A 23,617-nucleotide genomic window follows, 5' to 3' on the forward strand; every position below is an offset into this window, starting at 1 on the left:
TGGCCGATCGATCAGCGTGCGCGACGCGGTAACACGGGCGAAAGCACTGTCGGCAAGGCTTTCGGCAGGGTGTCGGGGAAGTCTCGCGAGAAGTGCAGGCCGCGACTCTCGTGGCGCGACAGGGCACTGTCAACGATCAACGACGCCACGTCGACCAGGTTGCGCAACTCCAACAGATCGCGGCTTACGCGGAAGTTTGCGTAGTACTCGGCAATTTCCTCGCGCAGCAGGGCGATACGATGCTGCGCCCGCTCCAGGCGCTTGGTCGTGCGCACAATGCCGACGTAGTTCCACATCATGCGGCGCAATTCGTCCCAGTTATGCGCGACCACCACTTCTTCGTCGGCATCCGAGACACGGCTTTCATCCCACGCCGGGACGTCTTCTGCCGGCGGCGGCGTTGCTTCGTCTCGTTGAATATCCTCGGCAGTCGCCTTGCCGAGTACCAGGCATTCCAGCAGCGAGTTGCTGGCAAGACGGTTGGCCCCGTGCAGGCCGGTGTAGGTGGCTTCGCCGACGGCATGGAGTCCTGGCAGGTCCGTGCGGCCGCGCATGTCGGTGACGATACCGCCGCACGTATAGTGCGCTGCCGGTACCACCGGAATCGGTTGCTTGGTGATGTCGATACCCAGTTCGGCGCAGCGCGCCAGAATCGTGGGGAAGTGCTCGTGCAGGAATTCGGGGCTTTGGTGGCTGATGTCGAGATACACGCAGTCCAGACCGTGCCTCTTCATCTCGAAGTCGATGGCGCGGGCCACGATGTCGCGCGGTGCCAGCTCGGCGCGCGGATCGTGCTGCGGCATGAAGCGAGTGCCGTCGGGCAACACCAGGCGTCCGCCTTCACCGCGCACGGCTTCCGTGATCAGGAACGACTTGGCGTATGGATGATAAAGACAGGTCGGGTGGAACTGGATGAACTCCATGTTCGCGATACGGCAACCGGCACGCCATGCCATCGCGATGCCGTCGCCGGTCGCGGTGTCGGGATTGGTCGTGTAGAGATACACCTTGCCCGCGCCGCCCGTGGCCAGCACCGTGTGCCGCGCCGTCATGGCGTGGACCTCGCCGGTGCCGAGATCCTGCACGTAAAGGCCTTGGCAATGACGCCCAGCCGTCGGTGCCGCATCGGCGCGGTCGGAGGTGATCAGATCGACCGCGAAGTGATGCTCGAAGACGGTGATATTCGGATGCTGGCGCACGCGTTCGGTGAGCGTGGCGATCACGGCGTGCCCGGTGGCGTCGGCGGCATGAATGATGCGGCGGTGGCTATGGCCACCTTCGCGCGTCAGATGGAAGCCGAGTTCGGCGGCGTCGTCGCGGGTGAACGGCACGCCTTGCGCGATGAGCCATTCGATGGCTTCGCGGCTGTGTTCGACGATGAATCGCGTCGCGGCTTCGTCGCACAGGTCGGCGCCGGCGATGAGGGTGTCCGCAACATGCTCGTCGACGCTATCGGTCGAGTCGAGCACGGCGGCGATGCCGCCCTGTGCCCAGTCGCTCGCCCCCTCGGGCATTGGGCGTTTGGCGACCAGCGCTACGCGGCAGGTTTGGGCCAGGTGCAGGGCGACGGACTGGCCGGCGAGCCCACTGCCGACGATGACGACATCGAAATTCATGATACGCGCGCTCTCTGGAATCGACGCCACGGGCGTGGTGCGATTCTCGTGATGGGAAATGAGCCAGTATAGCGAGTCAATACGCGCGCGACACATGACCCTATGCGCACATCGGAGAAATTCTGTGTTGCGTGACTACGCATAGCGTAGCGTTGCGAATTTCGGGACACCCAAACGAAAAACCCCGCCTGAGGCGGGGTATCGAACGCAGCAGCGAACCGCTGCGAGAAAACCTGTTGATCTTATTTGATCTTGGTTTCCTTGTAAGCCACATGCTTACGAGCCACCGGATCGAACTTGCTGATTTCCATCTTTTCCGGATGGGTACGCTTGTTCTTGGTGGTCGTGTAGAAATGACCCGTGCCAGCGGTCGATTCCAGCTTGATCTTGTCGCGAGCGCCTTTTGCCATGATGATCTCCTAAAACTTAGATGGCGTTGCGCGAACGCAGGTCCGCCAGAACGGCGTCGATGCCGTTCTTGTCGATCAGGCGCAGGCCGGCCTTCGAAATGCGCAGGCGCACAAAGCGGTTTTCGGTCTCAACCCAGAACCGGCGATTTTGCAAGTTCGGAAGAAAACGACGCTTGGTTTTGTTGTTGGCGTGGGAAACGTTATTGCCGACCATCGGCGCTTTCCCGGTCACTTGACATACGCGTGCCATGAAGCACTCCTAACCCAGAATTCTGTGTAAAAAAAGGTGAGTCGAAAAGACAGACCGCGATGATACCACAAAAATCCCAGACAAATCAATCGCTTTCGCGATGCAGGATGCGAGTCCCTGGCGGGAAACGTCTGTCGGAGATTCGGGAAGGGACGGATTATAGCGCAAGCGCTGCGCGAACGCGACCCAACTGCCAAAATTCTGTGCAGATGTTGTTGTGGGGTGTCACAGCTCGCCGTTCTCCGCGAGTGAATACACGCGGGTTCCGGCCACGATGAAGTGGTCGAGCAGCCGGATTTCCAGCAGCGCCAGCGCGTCGCCCAACTGGCGTGTGAGCGCCAGATCGGCCGCACTCGGGGTTGGAACGCCGGACGGATGATTGTGCGCGACGATGACGGCCGCCGCGTGAACGTCGAGCGCGGCGCGCACGATCTCGCGCGGATAGGCGCAGGTCTGGGTGAGCGTTCCCTCGAACATGACGCGCGTGCTGATCAGCCGATGCGCGGCGTCGAGAAAGAGGCAGGCGAAGCGCTCGCGCGACCGATCCTGCAGCGTGAGGCGCAGATAGTCATGCACGCGGGCCGGGGAATCGAGCAGATTGCCGGACTGCATGCCCTCTCCCAACATGCGGCGCGCCACTTCGAGGGCGGCCTGAAATTGCAGGACTTTGGCCTGACCCAGGCCGGGAATTTGGCGCAGCGTCTCGAAGGGCGTGGCGAGCAGCCGGGTGAGCGATCCGCTCCGTGCCAGCAAATCTCGGCCGAGATCGACGGCATTGCGCCCGTGCGAGCCCGTCCGCAACAGGATGGCGAGCAACTCGGCATCGGACAGCGCACCGGCACCGCGGGCCAGCATTTTTTCACGGGGACGCTCGGCGAGCGGCCATTGAGCGATGGACATGACGACTCCAGGGAGGGACACGATCGCGCGCATGATCGCGGGTGCCACGAATATCACAAACGATGCCGTCGACAGGAAAAAATCGGGGCTGCTTTGATGGGGAGCCGGACGCGCAACGCGCCGTCCTTTACAATATTAGCTTGACCTTGCTGTGAGACCCCCATGAGTTCTGCCGTAACCCCTGTGGTTCAAGACGATTCCTATCTGACGCTCCACTACCGGATCGCCGCCCCCGACGGCGCGGACATTGTCAACACTTTTGAAGGTACGCCGGCGACGCTGCAACTCGGTGGCGGCCAGATGGCGCCGACGTTGGAGCAGTCGCTGCTGGGGATGACGGTAGGGGAGCGCCGCCGGACCGAACTGGCGCCGGAGCAGGCGTTCGGCCCGCGCAACCCGGAGCTGCTGCAACGCGTTTCGATGAAGACGTTGCAGGAAAACAGCAATTTTGGCGAAGCCTATAACGTTGGCGATCTGGTCGAGTTCAACGCGCCGAGCGGCGGCCGCTATGCGGGCATCCTGCGAGAGTTGGGCGACGGCTGGGCCTTGTTCGACTTCAACCATCCGCTGGCCGGCCAGCCGATCGTGTTCGAAGTCCAGATTATCGGCATTCTGTAGGAATCGAAATGAGCGCCACCCAAGTCGTAGCACCGACCCTGTCGGATGCGGAAATTCTTCTGGCCCAGCCGCGCGGTTTTTGCGCGGGCGTCGACCGCGCGATCGAGATTGTCGAGCGCGCGCTCGCGATGTACGGCGCGCCGATTTACGTGCGCCACGAGATCGTGCACAACGCCTATGTCGTTGACAACCTGCGTAAGCAGGGCGCGATTTTCGTCGAGGCGCTGACCGACGTGCCGGCGGGCAACACGTTGATTTTCAGCGCCCATGGTGTGTCGCAGGCCGTACGGGCCGAGGCGGAAGCGCGCGGCCTGCGCATCTTCGATGCGACCTGCCCGCTCGTCACCAAGGTGCACGTCGAAGTCGCGAAGATGCGTAGCCAAGGGCTCGAGATCATCATGATCGGCCACAAGGGTCACCCGGAAGTGGAGGGCACGATGGGGCAGTCGGGCGAGGGCATGTTCCTCGTCGAGACGATCGACGACGTGCTGGCGCTCCAGGTCGCCGATGAGAGCAAGCTCGCCTATGTGACGCAGACGACGCTATCCGTCGACGACGCCGCTGAGGTGATCAATGCACTCAAGCGGCGTTTCCCTTCGATTACCGAGCCGAAGAAGCAGGATATCTGCTACGCGACGCAGAATCGCCAGGATGCCGTGAAGTTCATGGCACCGCAGTGCGACGTGGTCGTGGTCGTCGGTAGCCCGAACAGTTCCAACTCCAATCGCCTGCGCGAAGTGGCCGAGAAGATGGGCGTACCCGCCTACATGATCGATGCCCCGGAGCAACTCAAGCCGGAGTGGTTCGACGGCAAACGCCGGATTGGCGTGACGGCGGGGGCGTCAGCCCCGGAAGTGCTGGCGCAATCGATCGTTTCGCGTTTGCGTGAGCTGGGTGTCAACCAGGTCAAAGTGCTCGATGGCGTGGAAGAAAATATTGCGTTCCCCCTTCCCAAGGGCCTTGTGCCGGTGACGGCCGGCTAAGCGCCGTCGTCGCAACAATGCCGATCGGCCAGCGGTAACCCCGCATGGCTGACAAACCGGGTGCCATATTGCGTGGCCCCGGTTTTTTTGTGCCTCCTTCCTGCGCCTCGCCCCCCCCCCGCGCCGGATTCCCCACGACCCCGCACGTCGACCCTCCCTGACGCAAGCACCGCGTCGCTCACCGAATCGCAGATCGCGCTCGGGATTCGCCATGCGGTATCTGTGCAAAATCAAATTGAATTTCGCGGATAATCCGCGCGACTTATTTTATCAATTTGGCGTCTTGTTAGATAAAACTCGTCGACTTGACTCGCAATTCAGCGAATACAGAATTGGTTGGGCAATTAGCATTCGGTTTCGAGAAAATCAATTATTTATTTATTCACTTAATTAGATCAAGCACTCCAGATCGCGCGGGCATGCAACTTGCATATCTAGTTATTGCTGTGTCCGAGCCCATGACTGGTGCATCGGTTGCACCATGACGTTACCCGCGCCGGTGGGCACGGTGTGTAAAACCTTTAACCAATCCGGGGTTGCGCTTTTGAAAAAATCGGGTTGCACAAGTCGGTATAAAACCTTAGGCCTCCATTATGGAAAACCCTGTGGCGGCGAGCATCGCATCCGCAAAGAATGGAGTTACAATGCGCGCGTTTCGCATACGAAACGTTGAATTGGCGTTACTGGCGTTATTCATCCGCCGACAATCTGGAGATAATCACATGCAACTCAAGTTCGCGAAGGTACTGCCCGTCGTTGCCGCAGTGACGCTGTTGGCGGCATGCGGTCAGAAGGAAGAAAAGCAGGCCGATTCGGGCGCCGCTTCGGCGCCCGCCGCGACGACTGCCGCCAGCGGGGGCGGCGATGCGGTTGTAGTTAAAATTGGTCACGTTGCGCCGCTGACGGGCCAAATTGCCCACTTGGGCAAAGATAACGAAAATGGTGCACGCCTCGCTATCGAAGAAGCCAACAAGGCGGGCCTGACCATCGACGGCAAGCCGGTCAAGCTCGAACTGCTGGCTGAAGATGACGCGGCCGATCCGAAGACCGCAACGCAGGTCGCCCAGAAGCTCGTCGACGAGAAGGTCGTTGCCGTGGTGGGCCACTTGAATTCGGGCACCACGATCCCGGCCTCGAAGATCTATAGCGATGCTGGCATCGTGCAGATCTCCCCGTCGGCCACTAACCCGGCCTACACCCAGCAGGGCTTCAAGACGGCCTATCGTGTGGTGGCTACCGACGCTCAGCAGGGCCCGGCACTGGCCAACTATGCGACCAAGGCATTGGGCGCCAAGTCGGTGGCCATCGTCGATGACGCAACGGCCTACGGCAAGGGCTTGGCCGACGAGTTCGAGAAGACCGCGAAGGCCAATGGCCTGAAGGTGCTCTCGCACGACGCGACCAACGACAAGGCCACGGACTTCCGCGCGATTCTGACGAAGATCAAGGGCGAGCGTCCGGACATCATCATGTACGGCGGTATGGACGCGACCGGCGGCCCGTTCGCCAAGCAGTCGAAGGAACTGGGCATTGGTGCCAAGGTGCTGGCCGGCGACGGCGTGTGTACCGACAAGGTGGCCGAACTGGCCGGCGACGCGATCGACAACATCGTCTGCTCGGAAGCGGGTATGGCGCTGTCGAAGATGGAAGGCGGTGCGGACTTCTCGAAGCGTTATGAAGCCCGTTTCAACCAGCCGATCCAGATCTACGCCCCGTTCACGTATGACGCCGTCAACGTGATCATCGACGCCATGAAGCGTGCCAACTCGACCGATCCGGCCAAGATCCTGGCGGCCATGCCGGCCACCGACTACAAGGGTGTTATCGGCCACATCGCCTTCGACAGCAAGGGCGACATGAAGGAACCGGTCATCACGCTCTACAACTACAAGGACAAAAAGAAGAGCGTGCTTGACGTGGTGAAGATGTAACTCTAAGGCATTTGCGCCATGAAACGGCACCGCTGCCTACCCGTTCGGTGCCGTTTCTCTCTCTGCGGAAATACGCCGTGCCTGCATGACGGGCACGGCCCCCCCTCCTGACACAGGATTACGCCTCATTACCCGCAATTCTCTCGACCCCCTCGCGCGCCCGATCGGGCAAGCGTGTCGAGAGCCCGTTCTCGGGACAAGGAGTTAGCTTCATGGATATCTTTATCCAACAAATCTTGAACGGCCTCGTGCTTGGTAGCGTCTACGCGATCATTGCACTGGGCTATACGATGGTCTATGGCATTTTGGGCATCATTAATTTCGCCCACGCCGATGTGATGATGATCGGCGCGATGGTCGCGCTATCCACCATCAATCTCTTGTTGAAAATCGCGCCGGACATGAACCCGGCGCTCATGCTGGCCATTGCCACGCTCGTGTGTATGCCCGTGTGTGCCTTGACCAACTTCGTGATCGAGCGCGTGGCCTACCGGCCGTTGCGCAACGCGCCGCGTCTGGCGCCGCTGATCACCGCGATCGGTGTGTCGCTGCTCTTGCAGACGATCGCCATGCTGATCTGGTCGCGCAACCCGCTCTCGTTCCCGCAACTGCTGCCGACCGACGCCATGACCGTGATTCCGCAACACGGCGACCAAATCGGCGCCGTGACCAACGGCACGGGTGTCGTGATCGTGGTCGTTGCCTTCCTCGTGATGTTCGGTCTCACGCAGCTCGTGAACCGCACCAAGCTCGGCCGCGCCATGCGGGCCACCGCGGAAAATCGCAACGTCGCCGGCCTCATGGGCGTGAACCCGAACTTCGTGATCTCCGCAACGTTCGCGCTGGGCGGTGGACTCGCGGCGCTCGCGGGCGTAATGATGGCGTCGAACTACGGCAACGTGCACTTCTACATGGGCTTCATTCCCGGGATGAAAGCGTTCACGGCGGCGGTGCTGGGCGGTATCGGCAACCTGCAGGGCGCGATGGTCGGCGGTGTGTTGCTCGGCCTGATCGAAGCGCTGGGCGCGGGGTACATCGGGGATCTGACCGGTGGTGTGTTCGGCAGTAACTATCAGGACGTGTTCGCTTTCGTTGTCCTGATTGCGGTGCTCGTGTTCCGTCCGAGTGGTTTGCTCGGCGAGCGCGTGGCGGATCGTGCATAAGCGGGGAGAGACGACATCATGAATCAACCCGTGCAAACCTCCACTGGCGAGGCCACGCAGATCTCTGCGGCGGCGGCCACGCGCAAGGCCTATCGCGGCCTCGCGTTCTTCCTCATCGCGGCGATTGTCGCGCCGGTGCTCGTCGGCTACGCCGGCGGCAATTACTGGGTGCGCGTGCTCGACTTCGCGCTGCTCTACATCATGCTCGCGCTGGGCCTGAACATCGTGGTGGGCTTCGCCGGCCTGCTCGACCTGGGCTACATCGCGTTCTATGCCGTGGGTGCGTACGTCACCGCTTTCCTCAGTTCGCCTCACCTCACGCTGCACTTCGCGTGGATCGCGCATCTGTTCCCGGGTGGGCTGCATGTGCCGGTATGGTTCACGATTCCGATCGGGGCGGCGGTCGCCGCCACGTTCGGTATTCTGCTGGGTGCACCGACGCTGCGTCTGCGCGGCGACTATCTGGCCATCGTGACACTGGGCTTCGGCGAGATCATCCGTATCTTCATGAACAACCTGGACCGGCCGGTGAACATCACCAACGGCCCGAAGGGGATCACCGGCATCGAGCCCGCGTCGTTTGCCGGCTTCGATTTCTCGAAGGCGCACAACTTCTTCGGGATCCAGGTCGCCTCGGTGTACATGTATTACTACCTGTTCGTCTTCCTGGCACTGTTGATCGCGTTCGTCTGCGTGCGTTTGCAGCACTCGCGCATCGGACGCGCCTGGGTGGCCATCCGTGAAGACGAAGTTGCCGCCAAGGCGATGGGTATCAACACGCGCAACATCAAGCTGCTCGCGTTTGCCATGGGCGCGTCGTTCGGTGGTGTGGCCGGCGGCATGTTCTCGGCGTTCCAGGGCTTCGTCTCGCCCGAGTCGTTCACCTTCTGGGAGTCGATCATCGTGCTCTCGATGGTGGTGCTCGGCGGCATGGGCCACATTCCGGGCGTGATCCTGGGCGGTATCCTGCTCTCGGCGTTCCCGGAAGTGCTGCGCTCGACCATGGGCCCGTTGCAGACGAGCCTGTTTGGCAGCGTCATCGTCGATCCCGAAGTGATCCGGCAGTTGCTGTACGGTCTGGCCATGATCCTGATCATGCTGTACCGTCCGGCCGGCCTGTGGCCGTCGCCGCGTCCAGAAGAACGGACACTGTAAGTTGAGGGAGATGACCTGACTATGAGCGAACAAATTCTTCTGTCCGTCAAGGGCGTGAACAAGCGCTTCGGCGGTCTGCAGGCCCTCACCGATGTGGGTCTGGAGATCAAGCCGGGGCAAATCTACGGGCTGATCGGCCCGAACGGTGCCGGCAAGACGACGTTCTTCAACGTGATCACGGGCCTCTATACGCCGGACTCCGGCGAATTCAGGCTCGACGGTTCGTCCTACAAGCCGACCGCCGTGCACGAAGTGGCGAAGGCGGGGATTGCCCGTACATTCCAGAACATCCGTCTGTTCGGCGGCATGACCGTGGTCGAGAACGTGATGGTCGGCCGCCATGTGCGAACGAAGATGGGCGTGATCGGCGCGATCGTCCGTTACCCGGGCGCGAAGGCCGAGGAGCGTGCCATTCGCGATCGCGCGATGGAGTTGCTTGAGTATGTGGGCGTGGCGAAGTATGCCAACTACACGGCGGCGAACCTCTCGTACGGCCACCAGCGCCGTCTGGAGATCGCGCGTGCGTTGGCGACCGACCCGAAGCTGCTCGCGCTCGACGAGCCGGCCGCAGGCATGAACGCGACCGAGAAAGTGGAGCTGCGCGGCTTGCTCGACAAGATCCGTAGCGACGGCAAGACGATCCTGCTCATCGAGCACGACGTGAAGCTGGTGATGGGCTTGTGCAACCGCATGACGGTGCTGGATTACGGCAAGGTGATTGCCGAGGGTTTGCCGCAGGATGTGCAGAAAAATCCGGCGGTGATTGAAGCGTATCTGGGTTCGGGAGGCCATTGATGAGCGCAATGTTGACGATCAAGGGCCTGAAAGTCGCTTACGGCGGGATCAAGGCGGTCAAGGGGATCGACCTGAGCATCCAGCCGGGCGAACTGGTCACGCTGATTGGCGCGAACGGCGCAGGCAAGACGACCACGATGAAGGCGATCACAGGTCTGCTGCCTTGGGCCGATGGCGACATCGAGTATCTGGGCAAGTCGATTCGCGGTGTGAAGGCGTTCGATCTGCTCAAGCGGGGGCTCGCGATGGTGCCGGAAGGGCGCGGTATCTTCACGCGCATGACCATTCTCGAGAACATGCAGATGGGCGCGTATCTGCGCAACGACACCGCGGGGATCAAGCAGGACGTCGACAAGATGTTCGGCATCTTCCCGCGCCTCAAGGAGCGTCGTGACCAGCTCGCCGGCACGTTGTCGGGCGGCGAGCAGCAGATGCTTGCCATGGCGCGCGCGCTCATGAGTCAGCCCAAGCTGTTGCTGCTCGACGAGCCGTCGATGGGACTCTCGCCGATCATGGTGGAGAAGATCTTCGAGGTGGTGCGTACGGTGTCGGGCGAAGGGGTGACGGTGCTGCTCGTGGAGCAGAACGCGCGCCTGGCGCTCCAGGCCGCGCACCGCGCCTATGTGATGGACAGCGGTCTGGTGACCATGACCGGTGATGCGAAAGACATGCTCGACGATCCGAAGGTGCGCGCCGCGTATCTGGGGGAATAAGCGAGCATGAGCGTCCGGCGTGAGCCGGACGACGATCGAAGGGCGCCGGAGGCAACTCCGGCGCCCTTTGTGCTTTTCGTTGAGCGCCATGCGCGCAACGCGGTCCCGTCGAACCGGACTACAGCAATGTCGACGGGGCCGCGCCCGGCGCGAGCGGCAAGCGTTTGCCGAGGCTCACGACATCGTCGGCCGCATAGCCGTGCGCGGTGTAGAACGCCAGCGCATCGCGCGATTGCGTGAGCACTTGCAAGTTGAGCTTGAGGCAGCCGCGCTCGGCCAGCGCGCGCTCGGCGTGGCGAAGCAGGGCGCTGGCCACGCCACGACGTCGCAGCGCACGCCCCACCGCCAGGGAGTAGACCCAGCCGCGATGGCCGTCATATCCCGCCATGACCGTGCCCACGATGGTCCTGTCGCGTACGGCGACGAAGAACAACCCGTCGCGCATGGCGACCTTGTTCGCGATCGAGCGGCGTGGCTCGCGGTGCGGTTTGTCGGCCGAGAGGTATTCGGGAAACGCGTCGCGCCAGAGAGCGAGCACGGCATCGGTGTCGGCGTCGTCGAAGCCGCGGATGTGAATGTCGGCGGGCGGGGCGATCATGGCGCGTCCTGTTGACCGGTATAGATGTCGGGGCGATGGATCTGCATCATCTTGTTCACCGGGTCGAGCGGTTCGAATCCGTAGCGAGCATAAAGGCCCGCCGCGTCGGTGGTGGCGAGCAGAAAACGCCGCAACCCTTGCAAGGCGGGATGCGCCAGCACGTTCTCGCATAGGCGCTTGCCGATGCCGAGCCCGCGCATCGACGGATCAACGAACACGTCGGCCAGGTAGGCGAACGTTGCACGATCGGTGATCACGCGCGCGAAGCCCACCTGACGCGCCGCGCCGCCTTCGACCTGTGTGGCGTAGGCGCCGAAGCACAGAGAGTGCGCAATGGCGCGCATGAGCGTCACGCGTGGGATGTCCTTTGCCCAATAGGTTTGCGTCGCGAGCGCGTGATGGATGAAGCCGATGTCGAGCCGCGCCGGATCGGACGAAATGTCGACGATGGCGTCGGCGGGCGGTGTCGGGTGCGCGTGACTCAGATCGTTCATTGAGGGTGCCTCCTGTGCGGTAGGGTGAGCGCCGCGCCGCCCGCCATTGCCGGGCATGTCGCGGCGCGCATCACGTCGATTCGTTAGGCGTGCTTGGCGAGCAGCGTGTCGAGCATCGAGAGCATCTGGTCGATCTCGTCGCGGCTTACGTTGAGTGCGGGCATGAAGCGCAGCAGGTTCGGACGCGCTGCGTTGAGCAGCAGCCCGTCGGGGGTCATCTCACGTGCAGCTTCCACCAGTTGCGGGCCAATGTCGCGCCCGAGCAGCAATGCCCGCAGCAGGCCGGCACCGCGCTCGCCCTCGCCACCGTAACGCGACGACAGGTGCTGCAATCCGGCGCTCAGGTAGTCGGCCTGCGCGCGCACGAATTCGAGGAAGCCCGGTGCGCTGACCGTGCGCATGACCGCGAGGCCAACGGCGCACATGAGCGGATTGCCGTTGTACGTGCCGCCCTGATCGCCCGGCTGGAAGACCGCGAATTCGTCGCCGCAGAGCATCGCCGCGAGCGGCACGCCGCCGCCAATGCCTTTGCCGAGCGTCATGATGTCGGGCACGATGCCCGCCTGCTGATGCGAGAAGAGGGTGCCGGTGCGCCCGCAGCCGGTCTGCACTTCATCCACGATCAGCAGCAGTCCGCGCGATTTCGTGAGTGTGCGCAGTTCCTTCAGAAACGCGTCGGTGGCCGGCACGACACCGGCTTCGCCCTGAATCGGTTCGAGCATCACCGCGACGGTGTCGGGGCCGATGAGGGCTTCGACGGAGGCGATATTGTTCAGTTCGGCCTTTGGGAAGCCCGGCACTTGCGGCGCGAAGATCGTGTCCCAGCCGGGCTTGCCGCTCGCCGACATGGTGGCGAGCGTGCGGCCGTGGAAGGCGTCCTTGAACGTGATGATCTCGAAACGAGCGCCACCCGACGGGTTCGGGTGTAATTGGCCCCACTTGCGCGCGAGCTTGATCGCACTCTCGTTCGCCTCGGCGCCGCTGTTCGCGAAGAAGACCTTGCCGAGTCCCGAGAGCGTGGCGAGCAAGCCGGCCAGTTCGATCATCGGCACGTTGTAGTAGGCGGGGCTGGGATTGAGCAGCAACGCGCTTTGCGTGGCGAGCGCATCGCGCATCACCGGATGACAATGGCCGAGGCTGTTGACGGCCCAGCCCTGAATGAAGTCGAGATAGCGCTTGCCCTCGTGGTCATACAGCCAGCCGCCCTTGCCGTGCGTGAACACGAGCTCGGGGCGCGACGTGATGGGCAGCAACGCCTGCGTGGGGAATTCAGCGAACCTGGCGAGGCGTGCCGCCTTGGGGGCGGCGGACGCCATGGGCGATGCAGCGGCGGACGGGTTGGCAAGCGACATGACGGTCTCCGAAGGACGAGGGTGAGCGAGACGTAACAATAAAAAAAGCCACGGGGGTTGCCCGTGGCTTCGCTGTGCTTGAGAACCTGCGAGTTATCGCAGTCGATAGCGTGCCGCGCGGCATCCCGGTTGGGGCAGCGTATGGCGACGTCGGATCGAGGCGATGGCAATCAGGTTCATGTCGGCAAGCATAAGTCGGTGACGCGGCGCTTGTCAAAGGGTTCGCGCACGCTGTGGCGTGCGCGCCGCGTGGCGCCCGGTCGGCATCGCCCGATTCGTGCGGCTCACAGACCGCCACCCGGGTTGTCGGCCTCGGTGGTGAACGCATCGGCGAAGAATGCCGCGTCGGGCAGGTGGTGATGCGCGATGAAGTCGCGGCGCGCCGATTCCACCATCACGGGGGCCCCGCAGGCGTAGACCTCGTAGTCCGACAGATCCGGCAGGTCTTCCACCACGGCACGATGCACGAACCCTGTGCGGCCTTGCCACTGGTCTTCCGGTGCGGCGTCGGAGAGCACCGGCACGAACTTGAAGCCGGGAATCTCGCGCGCCCACTGTTCGGCCAGCTCGCGCAGATAAATGTCCTTCAACTGTCGCGCGCCCCAGTACAGTGTCATGGGGCGCGTCAGTCCCTTGTGCACCGCATGTTCCACGATGGCCTTGATCGGCGCGAAACCCGTGCCCGACGCGAGCAGCACGATCGGCTTGTCGGTGTCTTCACGCAGGAAGAACGTGCCGAGCGGGCCTTCGAAGCGCAGGATTTCGCGTTCCTTCATTTGAGTAAAGACGTGGTCGGTGAACACACCGCCGGGCATGTGACGCAGGTGAAGCTCAAGGAAACCTTCTTCGTGCGGCGCGGTGGCCATCGAGTAGCTGCGACGCTTACCGTCTTTCAGAATGAACTCGATGTACTGCCCGGCGAGATATTGAAAGCGCTCGTTGGCCGGCAGTTGCAGGCGCATGACGATGACGTCGTCGGCACGGCGCTCCAGCGCGTTCACGCGGCAGGGCAGGCGCTTGACCGGGATGTCGCCGAAGCCTTTGACTTCGCGCGATTCGATGACGAGGTCGCCCTTGGCATGGGCGCAGCAAAGCAGCGCAAAACCGCGTGTTTCCTCGTCCTTCGAGAGTGCTGAGCTGGAATGCGCGCCGTGCTCGACGTTGCCCTCGACCAGCTTGGCCTTGCAGGACCCGCAACCGCCGTTTTTGCACCCGTAAGGCAGGCCGACGCCCTGACGCAGCGCAGCGCTGAGTACGGCCTCGCCGTCTTCGACCTGGAACTCGCGCCCGCTCGGCACGAGGGTAACGTTGTAAGCCATACTACAATCCGAAAAATGAATAAATCGTCAAAACCCTTCGGTCGCCCGCGCCTGCTGGTGGTGGGCTGCGGCGACGTCGGCATGCGCGCGCTGCCCGCCCTCGTCAAACGCTTTCGTGTCTTTGCGGTCACGTCGAGCGATGCTCGCCATGCGGCATTGCGCGCGGCGGGGGCCGTGCCCGTTGTCGCCAATCTGGACGACGCGGCAAGCCTGCATCGCATCGGCCGATTGGCGCCGCGAGTGTTGCATCTCGCCCCGCCCGCCGGGGTTGCCGGCAGCGGCACCCTGGACTGGCGTACCCGTCGTTTGCGCGCAGCGCTCGCCCTGCCGCCGAAGCCCACAATTGTACCCGAGGGAGGGCGGCGCGCCTTGTCGAGCCTGCCGCGAGCGCCGCGTCGCATTCTCGTCTATGCGAGCACCAGCGGCGTATACGGCGACTGCGGTGGCGCCCATGTGGATGAAACGCGCACACCGCGGCCGCGATCGCCGCGTGGCCAGCGTCGTGTGGACGCGGAGCGCACGGTGCGCTCGCTGGGCCGACCGTCGACGCACGCCCGGAACGTGCATCGTGTGCTGGCCGCCGGCCCGGCGCGCGCCCGGGCGGCATCGATGAGCGCCACGAGTGCCGCCTGGCGTTTTACCGAGAGAGAGCGCGCGCGGTGGCGAACGACGCTCGTGCGCATTCCGGGGATTTACGCGGCGGATCGTCTTCCGGTCACGCGTTTGCAAAAGGGTACGCCGGCGTTGCAGGCGGCAGACGACGTCTTCACCAACCATATTCATGCCGACGATCTCGCCGCGATCCTGGTGCGCGCGATGTGGCGCGGCAAGTCGCAGCGGATCGTGCATGCCAGCGACGACACCGAGTGGCGCATGGGCGAGTATTTCGACCATGTGGCCGATGCGCTGGGCCTGCCCCGGCCGCCGCGGATTTCGCGAGACGAGGCGCAGCGCGTGCTGGAGCCGACGCTGCTGTCGTTCATGTCGGAGTCGCGACGGCTCGCCAACACGCGGCTCAAGCGCGAACTGGGCTATCGGTTGCGGTATCCCGACGTGGCGGCGCTGCTCGCCACGCTCGCCCCAAGCCGCCACAACGCCGTTGCCGATATGACCGCCGACCCCACCATGAACCAGGCGACCGACGATCCCTTCCCGGTTGCGGACAGCAACGCCGTCGTGACGATGGGGGTCGCCGCGCTGCCCAGCAAGCCGGACAGCATGTAGCTCACCGATAGGCCGGAGTAGCGAATCTCTGGGCCGAACAGTTCCGCGAGAAACGTCGCGATCGGTCCGTAGTTGGCAGCGAAAGCGGTCATCATCAGCAAGTAGCCGAGCAACGCCGGGAAAAACTCGCGGGTGTCGAGCAGCCAGAACAGCGGAAATGCCAGCAGCGCCTCGGCGAGGATCCCACCCATGATCACGCGCCTGCGGCCGATCCGATCGGAGAGCCATCCAAAGGCGGGCAACAACAGGAGGCAAAGCGCGCAGGCGATGAGCGCGATGGTCAGCATTGCGCCGCTCGAAAAGCCCAGGGTTTGGGTTCCATATGTCAGCCCGAACGCCACGATCAGGTTGAACGACGTGCCCGTCGACATGGTGGCGATGCCGCCGAGCAGCACCCGTTTCCAGTGCTTGCTCAGCAACGCTGCCAGCGGCACCTTGACCTGTGCATTGGCTTTCTGAATTCGACGGAACGAAGGCGTCTCGGAGGTGTTCAGTCGAACGTAGAGGCCGACAAAGACCAGCAATGCGCTGATCAGGAAGGGGATGCGCCAACCCCATGCGAGCAGGGCGCCATCGGGCAGCATGGCGTTGCTCAAGAGAAACACGAGATTGGCGATCAACGTGCCTGCCGGCACCCCGATCTGGACCCACGATCCGAAGAGCCCACGCTGATGCCCGGGCGCGTGTTCGACCGCCATCAACACCGCTCCACCCCATTCGCCGCCCAGCGCCAGGCCCTGCACGATGCGAAGTGTGAGGAGCAGAAGCGGCGCCCAGAGGCCGATCGACGCGTAGTCCGGCAACAGGCCAATGCAGAACGTGGAGACGCCCATCATGACCAGCGAGACGAGCAACATCGACTTGCGCCCCAGCCGATCACCGAAATGGCCGAACAGCGCGGCACCCACCATACGCGCAAGATACGCGGACGCGAAGGTGCCGAAGGCGAGCAGAGTGCCGATCAGCGGGACAAAGCCTGGAAAGAAGACCTTGTTGAACACTAGCGCCGAGGCGGTTGCGAACACGAACAGGTCGTACCATTCGACCGTCGTGCCGATGACGCTTGCGATGGCAATGGTTTTGATGCTGCGCTCGTTTTCGTTGACTTCGTTGACTTCGTTCGCTTCGAGCGTGCGTTCAACAGTGTGTGTTTGATTCATGGAACCCTCCACGAGGACAGGGGGCGCGAGCCGGTCACCGATCGCTGGCGACGGGACCGGACACGGTTGGGGGAGAGCGCGTGGCGGCGCATGCGGGTGCGGCGAGTTGACCATGCAGCGAATCGAGGATTCGGGGCGCCCCGCCAGACCAACCCGCCACCCGAAGCCGGACGCTGGAAGGGGGGCTCCCAGCGTCCGAAAATTGGCGGATACCCGCCGAGGCGCGCTGCCGTTTAGGCCATCGACTGTCGGATATAGGCAATCACTTCGTCTGCGCTCGACACGTCCGCGTAGCGCCGGCCGACGTCGCGCAGATTGTCACGGTGCGGACCTTCCTCGATGTCGCCAACGCAGTCTTCTGGAACAATTGTGCGAAAGCCCCATTGAAAGCTGTCGATGGTCGACGCGCGAATGCATCCGCTCGTGTTGCAGCCCGTGATGATGACCGTCTCGACGCCCTCTTTCACGAAGTACGGCACAACCGGCGTCTGGAAGAAAATCGACGGGCCATACTTGCACACGACCACGTCGTAGTTTTTGTCGTAGATCCGGGGGTCGAGGGCCGAGCTGGGGTGATCGAGCCTGAACTGATCGCGAACCGCGGCAATTTTCCAGTACGGCATGTCGCGCTCATTTTTGTAGGCGGTGAAGCATGTCGCGATCGGAACGTTGTGCGCGCGGGCCACCTTGAGTAGGCGCTCGGTGTTGGCGAGCCCACGCATGACCAGCGGCGCACCGCCAAGCGGGTATTTCGGCTCGGTGAAGGCCAGTTGATAGTCCACCACGACAATTCCGACTTTCCCCTTCATGCCAATTCCGACAGCTCCATACGAGCGGTTTTGGTAATCGTCCATTTATGACTCCAATTCAATGAGTTGAGCGACATTGCACTTAAGAGTCTAGTGGTGCAGCATACGTATATATATACGTATCGATTACGTACGGAATCACCCTGACGGCAAGGAGATGGCATGGACGACATGACGGCCGGCGCGCTCGCGTCTGAACCGATCGACTATGAACAGGTGTTCGCGAACGTACCGGTCGCGCTCATGGTTACCCGCAGGCGAGTGATATCCGCCTGCAACAAGCAATTTCTGGACATGTTTCGGACGAGCGGCGACGCCGTGATCGGCCAGTCGGTTCGCATCCTGTACCCCAACCAGGTGGCCTTCGATCGATTTGGTGCCCGTGTGATTCCCGCGCTGAAAAAGTTCGGGCGAATCATGGAACCGCGAGCCATGCAGCGGCTCGATGGGCAGTTGTTTTGGGTGAATGTGACCGGCGTCAGCGAGCACCGGGACGACCCGTACCGGGAGGCACTCTGGTTTTTTTCGGAGATGGGGGCGAGCATGAGTCTGTCGGGTGGCGCAAGTGCCGCCAACAAGCGGCTCGCAGAGACCAAGCATTCCATGACGAAGCGCGAGCGCGATGTGGCGGCATTGCTCATTCAGAACCAGACCGCCAAGGAAATTGGCATCGTGCTGGGGATCAGTCCGCGAACCGTGGAGGTCTTCCGGGGGAAGCTCTTGAAGAAGTTTGACGTTCCTACGACGCACGAACTGGTCAAGACGCTCCTTGCCTAGGCGTTTTCGGTGCGGGATGCGCACCGGCCTGCCAATCAGATTCGCGCACGGCGGCCCCGTGCGGGGTAGGCAGTCGACCATGGGCGCGACAATGTGCAGACGCGGATCGTGGCCGAAGTTTTGCGGTGTCGCCGGCGCGCCCGCGCCCGCGGCGGGTCCGCAAGCGCCGTCAGCCCCGCGAGACTGGGCGTCAGGCGCGCATCGAGGGGGGGCGCGATCGCGACAATGCTCGTCACCCGCGTGCTCGCGACGCGACTGCACAGTGTGGAGATTGCGCGGCGCATGTCGGACGCCCAGCCCCGTCCCGCGTAACGGGACAACATCGCGGTGCGGATGCGCGCGCGATAACATGAATATAATTGCGTGCTATATCGCTTAACGTCGGTGAAACGCAAGACTCACTTTGGGCCGCCTCGTGGTCATGGCGCCGCTCGATGCCGACGCACCTTTCCAATCCTTTCTGAAATAAGGATTGAGCTGCATTTTGTAAGATGCTTCGGCCAATGCCGGTCTGGACGAACGCACACACTTCGGTGCATCTCGACACCAAGGGAGCACACGTTATGACCACAGGCATAGGCGCGCCGGGTTCGGCGCTACATCGCGCCTGGCGTTTGCCGGGGCAGGGGCCTGCCGCGACGCTCGGCACACGTCGCGCGTCGCCGACGCCGGATCGATTTACGAATGCGCTGCGGGCGCTGTCCACGACCTCGGCGCCGTCTGCGGTGACGCAAGACAGTGCCGTGACACTGTCGCACGCCGCGAGCGCCCGGCGTCAAACTTAAACCACCGAGAGAATTTCATGAGTCTGCATGTTCTGCTGGTCGACGACGATCCTGTCGTTCGCGACCTCTTGCGCGAATTGCTGCATGCCAACGGCATGCAGGTCTCGGTGCTGCACAACGGGGTCTCGCTGCTGCGCCGGCTCGAACTCGAGCGGCCGTCGGTGATTCTGCTCGACATCATGATGCCGGAGCGCGACGGCTTGCGAGCGTTGCAGGATTTGCGCGCGGCCGGCGAAGACATCCCGGTGATCATGCTCTCGGCGCGTGGCGGGCCGCTCGACCGGGCGCTCGGGCTGGAGCTGGGCGCGGATGACTATCTGGCCAAGCCGTTCGATCCGCGTGAGTTGCTCGCGCGGATTCACGCTGTGCTGCGCCGCCGCGGGCCGGTGGCCGCCAGCGCCCCCGACGCGCGCGCCCCGTACCGCTTCGGTCCATTTGAACTCGATTACTCGCTGCGCACGTTGCAGCGCGAAGGCGAGCGTTTACCGCTGCGCGATACCGAGTTCGCCATGCTCAAGGCGTTCACTCAGCACCCCATGCAGGTGCTCCCGCGGGTCAAGCTGCACGCCATGCTTTATGGCGACGGCATCACGTTTCGCGATCGCAGCCTGGACGTGCCGGTGTGGCGTCTGCGACGGCTCGTCGAGGCCGATCCGTCCGAGCCTCGCTATATCCAGACGATTCGCAGCAAGGGTTACGTCTTCGTGCCGGGCGGCGAATTGTCCGATGGCGCGACGCCGGACTCGCGTGGGCGATCCAGGGCCGGCGGCGTGGGCAGTCAAGACGGCGGGCGGGCGCTCGCTTCGCCCGCGCCGGTGGTCAAGCGTACGGTGCGCGGCTGGCGGGAGTCGGCGGCGTGAAAATGCGTTGGCGGCTGCGCGACTCGCTCTTCGCGCGCATGGCAGGGCTGGGCATTGCCGTCCTGCTGGTGATGCATCTCGTGTGGAGCGCGTTGGTTTTCTATCAGCGTCCGCGTCAGCAGGTGGACGGATTTGCGCGCGGCCTGCTCATTGCCATCCAGAGCGTGGATCAACGCGCAGTGGACCCCGGCAGCCTCGCGCCGCCGCATGGCCTGCGTCGCGTGCCGCTGACGCAGGCGCCGGCGTTCGCCGATCGCGAGGACGACACACGCGCCGCGCGCCTGCGCAGCGAACTGCTCTCGCGCTTGCCGGCCGGCACGCAGCTTCATCTGGTCGACGAGCGCAAGCACGGTAGTTTGTGGGTCTTGCTGCCCCAACGCAGCGAGTGGATCGTCATCGGATTGGATTTGCCGCCGATGCCACCCTTTGTGCGCGAGACGGTCGGTATTCTGATCGGCGCGGTATTGCTGGCGTTGCTGGTGGCCTGGCAGATGCAGCGCCCGATCGCGCGCGTCGCGCACGCCGCGCGCGTGATCGCGCGTGGACGTCGTCCCGCCTTGTTGCCCGAGCAAGGGCCGCATGAGTTGCGCGACCTCACGCACGCCTTCAACGACATGGCCAAGCGCCTGGCCGAAGCGGAGGACAATCAGGCGATCATGCTGGCGGGCATTGCCCATGACCTGAAATCGCCGCTCACGCGTTTGCGTCTTCGCGCCGACTTGATCGATAGCGACAGCTCGCGCGACGGGTTTGTGCGCGACATCGCGTCCATCGACCACATCGTCCAGCAGTTCCTCGCCTACGCCCGCGACGAAGCCGATACGAGTCCGCTTGTGGGCGTCGATGCGTTCTTGCGCGAACAGTTTCCGGCGCAGGGGGGCGACGAGGTCACGGCACCCTCGGCCACGGCGACCGAGTTGGCCGAGAGCGCGCCGCTGTTCGCCAGCCATTTGCGCGCGGGCCCGGCGTTCCAGTTGCCGCGCACGTTGCTCGACCGGGTCATGACGAATCTCGTCGACAACGCGCTCGAGCACGGCGCGCCGCCCGTGCGTCTGGCGACGTGGTGCGAGGGCGCGGTGGGCTGTATCGAGGTGAGCGACTGCGGGGAGGGGATTCCTGACGATCAGGTGGCGCTGGCGATGCGCCCGTTCGTGCGGCTCGACGCCTCGCGCGGTGGCGAGGGCCATTGCGGACTCGGTCTGTCGCTGGTGGCACGCTTGGTCGAGGGGCTGGGCGGCGCCGTGCGTCTGGAGCGGTCGCCGGACGGCGGCCTTCGTGTCACGCTGCGCTTGCCCGTGACGCCCGCACCTGGGCTCACCGGCGGCTGAGGTGATGCCTCGGGTGGCTCGGGCGGCGCAGGCGGCGTGCCGCCGCGCTGAGCCGCCATCGCGCCAGGGGCGTCAGTAGACCTCCGGCACGATCATTTCACCCGGCACCGGGTGACGCATATAGTCTTCGCTGCGGGCGCGTTCGGGCAATATCACCGACGAGCGCTCCACGTCGTGATAAGGCACTTGCGCGAGCAAGTGATGCATGCAATTGAGGCGCGCGCGCTTCTTGTCGTCGGCCTGCACGACCCACCAGGGGGCTTCCGGAATGTGCGTGCGCTCGAGCATCACTTCCTTGGCTCGGGTGTAACTTTCCCATCGGCGGCGGCTTTCCAAGTCCATCGGACTGAGCTTCCATTGCTTGAGCGGGTCCTGAATCCGTGCGAGGAAGCGTGCCTCCTGTTCATCGTCCGAGATCGAGAACCAGTACTTCACGATCTGGATACCGCTGCGAACGAGCATTTTTTCAAACTCGGGGACCGAGCGGAAGAATTCTTCGTATTCGCTCTCGGTGCAGAACCCCATCACGTGCTCCACGCCGGCGCGGTTATACCAGCTACGGTCGAACAGCACGATTTCGCCGGCGGCGGGCAGATGCTGAACGTAGCGCTGGAAATACCACTGCGTGCGTTCGCGGTCGTTCGGGGCGGGCAGGGCGGCCACGCGGCACACGCGAGGGTTCAGCCGTTGCGTGATGCGCTTGATCGCGCCGCCCTTGCCGGCCGCATCGCGGCCTTCGAAGATCACCACGAGCCGGTGGCGGCTGCGGATCACCCAATCCTGCAATTTGACGAGTTCGCCCTGCAGACGAAACAGTTCGCTGAAATAGTGCAGGCGGTCGCTGCGGGCCTCGGCGCTCAGGTCATTCAGCCCGGGCAGACGAAGATCGTCGATCTCCATCTCGATCTCTTCATCGTAGCTGTCGATCAGGTCATCCTGGAGGCGGCGCGCAAGCGAGGCGTCGCGGTCGGCATCGGAATCGAATTGGGTCATGGCGACGATCTCTTACGGACCAAAAAAATACGGAAGGCACCCGTCCAGCATGGGTGAAGACAGGCGGACACGCGGCGTAGCCTCGCGTGCAGAGCGTACCCGAGGGTGAGCCAAAGTCTGCGACGATTTTATGACACTAGCATGGCGTTGACGTACGCCGCGCTGAGGAGTTCCCGCTCCGCCCCGCCCGGTGGGCGACAGTGGTGTTGGCAGGCGGTGCGAGGGATAGGTGACTTGTCACAGAAAAGTCATGTGACGGGGTCATGATGTCTGGCCCGTGCGGGCTGCCGCGCGGGCCACGCCGTTTCCCACTTTCGCCTACACACCGCGCGCATGTTCGCCGACTTGGTTCACAACGCTTATGGCTGCGATCAGGCGGGTCTGATCTATGGCTATCGATTCGCCGACGGCACCTCGCCTGAGCCCATCGATTCGGGCGAGGCCCTCGCGTGGCTGGCGCAGGGCGAGTGTGCGCCCGGCTTCCTGTGGCTGCATTTCAACTTCGCGCATGCCGCGTGCGAGCGGTGGCTGCAGCAGCATCTGCGCTTGCCGGACGAATTTTACGAGCATCTGAGCGAAGGTTCGCGCTCCACGCGCATCGAGCATTCCGACGACTGGCTGCTGGCCGTCATCAACGATGTGATTTTCGCGTTCGACATCGCGCAGTCGGAGATTTCAACGCTGCGTGTCGCGGCCAATGCCCGGCTGCTGGTGACGGGCCGGGTGAAGCCGCTGCGATCCATCGATAAATTGCGCGCGTCGGTCAAACGTGGCGAAGCCTTCCGTTCGCCGCTGGCGTTGCTGGTGCATCTGTTGCGCGATCAGGCGGATGTGCTCGAACGCATCGTGCGCGAGACGAGCGGGCGCGTGGATACGGTCGAAGACCGGCTATTGCAGCAGCGTATCGAGAGCAATCGTGCCGATCTGGGGTCGTTGCGCCGGGTGCTCGTGCGCTTGCAGCGATTGCTGGCACCGGAGCCGGCGGCGCTTTTTCGTCTGCTGAGCCGGCCTCCGCCCTGGGGGCATGTCGAGGACGTGCAGGAGTTTCGTCAGGCAACCGAAGAATTTGCCGTCGTGCTCAATGACTTGTCGGCCTTGCTGGAGCGAATCAAGCTGCTGCAGGAAGAGATTGCGGCAATGGTCAGCGAGCGCACCGAGCGCACGATCTACACGCTCACCGTCGTGACCGTGCTCGCCCTGCCCATCAACATCGTGGCGGGCTTCTTCGGCATGAACGTGGGCGGTATACCGCTGGCGGATCACCCGCACGGTTTCTGGGTTCTGGTCGCAATCGTTGCCACGGGGACCGCCGCCGCCGGCGGATGGGCGTTTCGGCGGCGGCCGGATTGATGGTGTCACGTAGAACAGCGACGCCAACGCGAGC

At 63.4% G+C, this 23,617-nt stretch carries 23 protein-coding genes and 1 pseudogene; 13 read left to right on the forward strand and 11 right to left on the reverse strand.

Features of this window, described 5'->3' with window-relative positions:
* Positions 1-11: 11 nt before the first annotated feature.
* The 4 genes from nadB to radC form a co-directional block, all read right to left on the reverse strand.
* Positions 12-1,616 (reverse strand): L-aspartate oxidase, encoded by a 1,605-nt coding sequence (gene nadB, locus PCE31107_RS07245; RefSeq protein ID WP_150607406.1) that lies wholly within the window; start codon positions 1,614-1,616, stop codon positions 12-14.
* Between the two features lie 242 nt (positions 1,617-1,858).
* The gene (gene rpmG, locus PCE31107_RS07250) at positions 1,859-2,026 is read right to left on the reverse strand and encodes a 50S ribosomal protein L33 (protein WP_017232785.1); all 168 of its coding nucleotides are present in this window, start codon (positions 2,024-2,026) and stop codon (positions 1,859-1,861) included.
* Between the two features lie 16 nt (positions 2,027-2,042).
* Complete coding sequence (rpmB, locus tag PCE31107_RS07255) at positions 2,043-2,276, reverse strand: 50S ribosomal protein L28 (protein WP_017232786.1); 234 nt, start codon at positions 2,274-2,276, stop codon at positions 2,043-2,045.
* A 225-nt stretch (positions 2,277-2,501) separates the two neighbouring features.
* Positions 2,502-3,176 (reverse strand): RadC family protein, encoded by a 675-nt coding sequence (radC, locus tag PCE31107_RS07260; protein ID WP_130026833.1) that lies wholly within the window; start codon positions 3,174-3,176, stop codon positions 2,502-2,504.
* A gap of 162 nt (positions 3,177-3,338) precedes the next feature.
* Between radC and PCE31107_RS07265 the strand changes: the two genes are divergently transcribed.
* From PCE31107_RS07265 to PCE31107_RS07295, 7 genes are all read left to right on the forward strand, one after another.
* Positions 3,339-3,794: an FKBP-type peptidyl-prolyl cis-trans isomerase gene (locus PCE31107_RS07265; protein ID WP_130026832.1), complete on the forward strand. Its 456-nt coding sequence runs from the start codon at positions 3,339-3,341 to the stop codon at positions 3,792-3,794.
* An 8-nt stretch (positions 3,795-3,802) separates the two neighbouring features.
* Positions 3,803-4,777, forward strand: coding sequence for a 4-hydroxy-3-methylbut-2-enyl diphosphate reductase (gene ispH / locus PCE31107_RS07270; protein WP_130026831.1), 975 nt, complete (start codon positions 3,803-3,805; stop codon positions 4,775-4,777).
* A gap of 722 nt (positions 4,778-5,499) precedes the next feature.
* Positions 5,500-6,708 (forward strand): branched-chain amino acid ABC transporter substrate-binding protein, encoded by a 1,209-nt coding sequence (locus PCE31107_RS07275; RefSeq protein WP_017232790.1) that lies wholly within the window; start codon positions 5,500-5,502, stop codon positions 6,706-6,708.
* Between the two features lie 212 nt (positions 6,709-6,920).
* On the forward strand, positions 6,921-7,871 hold the full coding sequence (locus tag PCE31107_RS07280) for a branched-chain amino acid ABC transporter permease (protein ID WP_130026829.1): 951 nt from the start codon (positions 6,921-6,923) through the stop codon (positions 7,869-7,871).
* 18 nt (positions 7,872-7,889) lie between these two features.
* Positions 7,890-9,026 carry an ABC transporter permease subunit gene (locus PCE31107_RS07285; RefSeq protein ID WP_174966572.1) on the forward strand — a complete coding sequence of 379 codons (1,137 nt, stop codon included), beginning with the start codon at positions 7,890-7,892 and terminating at the stop codon, positions 9,024-9,026.
* A gap of 21 nt (positions 9,027-9,047) precedes the next feature.
* On the forward strand, positions 9,048-9,821 hold the full coding sequence (locus PCE31107_RS07290) for an ABC transporter ATP-binding protein (protein WP_130026828.1): 774 nt from the start codon (positions 9,048-9,050) through the stop codon (positions 9,819-9,821).
* A complete protein-coding gene (locus tag PCE31107_RS07295; RefSeq protein ID WP_017232794.1) occupies positions 9,821-10,534 on the forward strand; it encodes an ABC transporter ATP-binding protein in 714 nt (237 codons plus the stop codon). The genes PCE31107_RS07290 and PCE31107_RS07295 overlap by 1 nt, the downstream gene beginning before the upstream one ends.
* Positions 10,535-10,652: 118 nt before the next feature.
* Here PCE31107_RS07295 and PCE31107_RS07300 read toward each other — a convergent pair whose 3' ends face one another.
* The 4 genes from PCE31107_RS07300 to PCE31107_RS07315 form a co-directional block, all read right to left on the reverse strand.
* Complete coding sequence (locus tag PCE31107_RS07300; protein ID WP_150607408.1) at positions 10,653-11,132, reverse strand: GNAT family acetyltransferase; 480 nt, start codon at positions 11,130-11,132, stop codon at positions 10,653-10,655.
* Entirely contained in the window at positions 11,129-11,626 is a 498-nt protein-coding gene (locus PCE31107_RS07305; RefSeq protein ID WP_150607410.1) for a GNAT family N-acetyltransferase, read from the reverse strand. Before PCE31107_RS07305 ends, PCE31107_RS07300 begins: the two co-directional genes overlap by 4 nt.
* A gap of 83 nt (positions 11,627-11,709) precedes the next feature.
* Positions 11,710-12,942: an acetylornithine transaminase gene (locus tag PCE31107_RS07310; RefSeq protein ID WP_150607656.1), complete on the reverse strand. Its 1,233-nt coding sequence runs from the start codon at positions 12,940-12,942 to the stop codon at positions 11,710-11,712.
* A 320-nt stretch (positions 12,943-13,262) separates the two neighbouring features.
* Positions 13,263-14,297 (reverse strand): CDP-6-deoxy-delta-3,4-glucoseen reductase, encoded by a 1,035-nt coding sequence (locus PCE31107_RS07315; RefSeq protein WP_150607412.1) that lies wholly within the window; start codon positions 14,295-14,297, stop codon positions 13,263-13,265.
* Positions 14,298-14,312: 15 nt separating this feature from the next.
* Between PCE31107_RS07315 and PCE31107_RS07320 the strand changes: the two genes are divergently transcribed.
* Positions 14,313-15,521, forward strand: a complete 1,209-nt coding sequence (locus PCE31107_RS07320; protein WP_246181746.1) for a Rossmann-fold NAD(P)-binding domain-containing protein — start codon at positions 14,313-14,315, stop codon at positions 15,519-15,521.
* On the opposite strand, the pseudogene PCE31107_RS07325 reads toward PCE31107_RS07320, so the two are convergent.
* A pseudogene (locus PCE31107_RS07325) lies at positions 15,443-16,795 on the reverse strand (MFS transporter); the annotation flags it as partial. The gene PCE31107_RS07320 and the pseudogene PCE31107_RS07325 sit on opposite strands and share 79 nt — an antisense overlap.
* Before the next feature lie 119 nt (positions 16,796-16,914).
* Entirely contained in the window at positions 16,915-17,490 is a 576-nt protein-coding gene (locus PCE31107_RS07330) for an isochorismatase family protein (RefSeq protein WP_217425189.1), read from the reverse strand.
* Between the two features lie 162 nt (positions 17,491-17,652).
* Between PCE31107_RS07330 and PCE31107_RS07335 the strand changes: the two genes are divergently transcribed.
* From PCE31107_RS07335 to PCE31107_RS07345, 4 genes are all read left to right on the forward strand, one after another.
* Complete coding sequence (locus PCE31107_RS07335) at positions 17,653-18,267, forward strand: LuxR C-terminal-related transcriptional regulator (RefSeq protein ID WP_130026822.1); 615 nt, start codon at positions 17,653-17,655, stop codon at positions 18,265-18,267.
* A 563-nt stretch (positions 18,268-18,830) separates the two neighbouring features.
* Complete coding sequence (locus PCE31107_RS23310) at positions 18,831-19,052, forward strand: hypothetical protein (protein ID WP_174966573.1); 222 nt, start codon at positions 18,831-18,833, stop codon at positions 19,050-19,052.
* A 17-nt stretch (positions 19,053-19,069) separates the two neighbouring features.
* Positions 19,070-19,912 (forward strand): response regulator, encoded by an 843-nt coding sequence (locus tag PCE31107_RS07340; RefSeq protein ID WP_150607418.1) that lies wholly within the window; start codon positions 19,070-19,072, stop codon positions 19,910-19,912.
* A 2-nt stretch (positions 19,913-19,914) separates the two neighbouring features.
* Positions 19,915-21,240 carry an ATP-binding protein gene (locus PCE31107_RS07345; protein ID WP_150607657.1) on the forward strand — a complete coding sequence of 442 codons (1,326 nt, stop codon included), beginning with the start codon at positions 19,915-19,917 and terminating at the stop codon, positions 21,238-21,240.
* 72 nt (positions 21,241-21,312) lie between these two features.
* On the opposite strand, the gene ppk2 is transcribed toward PCE31107_RS07345, so the two are convergent.
* On the reverse strand, positions 21,313-22,233 hold the full coding sequence (gene ppk2, locus PCE31107_RS07350; protein WP_150607420.1) for a polyphosphate kinase 2: 921 nt from the start codon (positions 22,231-22,233) through the stop codon (positions 21,313-21,315).
* Between the two features lie 333 nt (positions 22,234-22,566).
* Here ppk2 and PCE31107_RS07355 point away from each other — a divergent pair, with 333 nt between their 5' ends.
* Complete coding sequence (locus tag PCE31107_RS07355; protein ID WP_150607422.1) at positions 22,567-23,583, forward strand: transporter; 1,017 nt, start codon at positions 22,567-22,569, stop codon at positions 23,581-23,583.
* The last annotated feature ends 34 nt before the right edge of the window (positions 23,584-23,617 follow it).

The sequence above is a fragment of the Pandoraea cepalis genome (assembly GCF_902459625.1).
Taxonomy (GTDB): domain Bacteria; phylum Pseudomonadota; class Gammaproteobacteria; order Burkholderiales; family Burkholderiaceae; genus Pandoraea; species Pandoraea cepalis.